This is a genomic window from Maribacter orientalis (assembly GCF_900109345.1).
GTDB lineage: Bacteria > Bacteroidota > Bacteroidia > Flavobacteriales > Flavobacteriaceae > Maribacter > Maribacter orientalis.
The window spans coordinates 1-2,602 of the sequence record NZ_FNZN01000022.1; the positions used below are offsets into that span (position 1 = coordinate 1).

Below are 2,602 nucleotides of genomic sequence, written 5' to 3' on the forward strand. Positions count from 1 at the left end.
TATCGATAAGCAGGTATGTTCATAGTGATTACTTTTATGATATTCGGAAAGATTTTTTACATCTAGCGTTCAGTTCTTCAATATTGTTGGCAACGGTTCGTGTATGATTAGTTGCGGACTTTTCCAACGGAAAATGTCCGACTGTCTATAAAGATAATTGATTGCAAAGGATTCCGTTTATGGTATCCGACCGCAATTAATTATACACCGTGTTAGCTAAAGTTGTTACCCACTTGATTATACACTTCCTGATTATGATTCAGTTTTCCGATTCCGACTGAGTGGCGAGTCGGTCCGGACGGCTTTTTCAACTTTTTCGATTTCCGAGTTGTTTTTAATTCCACCATTTTTGTTTCTAATAGGCTTTTTGCCCTGAAAAAACTGAAGTTTTGAGAAGTCCAAGAGTCTGTTTACGTTTTGATTCACTCCGCAAGGTTTTTCAAATCCCATTACTTTAATAAAATTCCGCAATGACAATTACCAAAAGCGTAATGAAAAAAAGTCCAACAATTGCTGAATATTGTTTGTCCATCATATCAGTGAACTTTCCCTTAAATCCATTCAAAATCCAATACGCTATTCCTCCAAAAAATCTAAGTATTCCGAAATGTACCATTTTAAATTTTTTGAGCAATTTTAGCTAACGGTTCGTGTATGATTAGTTGCGGACTTTTCCAACGGAAAATGTCCGCCTGACCTTAAAGATAATTGATTGTAGGAATTTCCATCTGGAAATTCCGACCGCAATTAATTATACACCGTGTTGTGCAACGTTTTTTATTTTTTCAATGTTTTCCGTCTGATTGATTAATCCAATTTGTTTAGTTCGACGCCGTAATATTCAACTCCAAATCGGTCACTCTTTTCCAAATATTTTTTTACCAAATCGTTTTCATCTTCGACGTAATTGTTTCCGCCTAAAAAGGTTACATTCTCCTCATATTTATGTACCAAAATCACCATAGGTTGTCCAGCCATAGGGATAAATGGAGAATCCTTTTCATGTCCAACCGTAGGTTTATCCTGTTCTAAATTGTAAATGTACGTTACGTCCACTTTTCTATTCTGATAGGCAAATTCCTTTTCAACTTTAATTATAAGTCCTTGTGTCTCAAAGAAGTCCTTTTCATTATAATCTTCATATTTCTTTGCACCTTGTTTATTACAACCAAGCATTACGAGAAAGACTAAAACTATTCCAGCAGGGTATTTCATTTCTGTTCCTTGATTCGTTTTTCGGGTTTTAAACAATTTGGACGAGCTTTGGAGGGCCTCCCCCGTGAAGATGACTCTCAGGATAACTCAATTCCCAATTAGTTCCGTCAATTGCCTTGTACCTAAGTGTCCAACCGTCTTTGCTTGTTCCAATTTTGATAAGGTCATGTTTAATCATAATTTCAATGATTTTACAGTTCGAATCAGGTATTGCCCTACCATTTTTGAACTTCCATTTACCTATTATTTCTTTTCCAGTCATTTAATGTTGCACAACACAGTACCTATGAACAGTACGGGAGCAAACTATCGTTTACTTTCCGCCATGCACATAGCAAAATCTTTTTGTTTTGTTTTTTCTTTTTATTGTTTAAAGCAAAATCCCAAAGATTTTGCGGACTTCATAAATATACACAAACCCAGCGATTAAGCCCAAAGCCCGTATTGTTTATAGGTTTTGTTGTAACACGTTTTTATCTACGGTATATTAATGAATTCTCAATAGCTTTTACTGTTTTATACCAATCTTCGTTATCTAACATAAACATTTCAAGTGGTGAGTCTAACGTTTCTCCTTCCATTGAATTTTGAATGGAATGGATACATGCTGTTCTTGAATTATCAGTATAAGTGTCTAAGACAAAACCAAGCACCAAAATACTTTCATTATTTCTTAGCATTGCATAAAGATAGACTTCTTTAATGGTGTTTACTTTTTCAAAATTCTGTTGAAACTTTTTTAAATGCTCACCAGCAATAGGGTTTATTGGTGTTCCAACTTGTACTTGTGTTTCTTCTTGTATTGTTTCAGTTGTTACATTCTCCTTATTTCTTTCTAAAACAAACATTGTTGATGAATCCGTATCAATAACAATTCTGTCAATTCCGTGCGCTTGACAAAAGTCAATCGCATCTTTAGCCTTCATAGCTGTGTATTCTGTTTCTTTTTTTGACCATTCCACAAGTTTTTCAGGAGAAGTAAATGCTCCTAAAATTTTTAATCCATCTTGTTCGAAAACTGAAGTTAGTTTTAGAGTCGAGTCTTTCTTTAAAGTTTCCCAGTTGTCTTTTGGATTTCCATCATTAATTGATGGAAGTATTAGTAATGAGTTTCCGTCAACTAATTCTTCAAACGCTTTTCCGTAATTTTCTTGACTTGGGTCTTTACCATAATTTTCTAAAAGACCAATAAGTCTATTATTATCAGGCGTTTCATTTTCAATTCTAGACTCTTTCTTTTTAGAACCAAAAAGTTTGTCAAGTATTCCCATAGGCATTTTTCAAATGTGTTACAACGGCTGAGCTAAGCGTAGTGCGGAGGAAAGGAAACTTTTCGTTTCCGTCTGCGCACGAAGCTAAAGCTTTTTGTTTAGTTTTATTTTTTCTT

4 protein-coding genes are annotated in these 2,602 nt (G+C 34.6%); all 4 read right to left on the bottom strand.

From position 1 onward, the window contains the following. Positions 1-454: 454 nt before the first annotated feature. Positions 455-616, bottom strand: a complete 162-nt coding sequence (locus BMY56_RS18730; RefSeq protein WP_177171003.1) for a hypothetical protein — start codon at positions 614-616, stop codon at positions 455-457. A gap of 191 nt (positions 617-807) precedes the next feature. Further along, positions 808-1,251 carry a hypothetical protein gene (locus tag BMY56_RS18385; RefSeq protein ID WP_143057853.1) on the bottom strand — a complete coding sequence of 148 codons (444 nt, stop codon included), beginning with the start codon at positions 1,249-1,251 and terminating at the stop codon, positions 808-810. Beyond that, entirely contained in the window at positions 1,244-1,477 is a 234-nt protein-coding gene (locus BMY56_RS18390) for an Imm27 family immunity protein (RefSeq protein ID WP_091627733.1), read from the bottom strand. The genes BMY56_RS18385 and BMY56_RS18390 overlap by 8 nt, the downstream gene beginning before the upstream one ends. A 211-nt stretch (positions 1,478-1,688) precedes the next feature. Next, the gene (locus tag BMY56_RS18395; protein WP_177171004.1) at positions 1,689-2,486 is read right to left on the bottom strand and encodes an SseB family protein; all 798 of its coding nucleotides are present in this window, start codon (positions 2,484-2,486) and stop codon (positions 1,689-1,691) included. Positions 2,487-2,602 lie beyond the last annotated feature (116 nt).

Coding starts and splice junctions, on each gene's coding strand:
- BMY56_RS18730 (WP_177171003.1), bottom strand. CDS start 616: ATGGTACATTTCGGAATACTTAGATTTTTTGGAGGAATAGCGTATTGG.
- BMY56_RS18390 (WP_091627733.1), bottom strand. CDS start 1,477: ATGACTGGAAAAGAAATAATAGGTAAATGGAAGTTCAAAAATGGTAGG.
- BMY56_RS18395 (WP_177171004.1), bottom strand. CDS start 2,486: ATGGGAATACTTGACAAACTTTTTGGTTCTAAAAAGAAAGAGTCTAGA.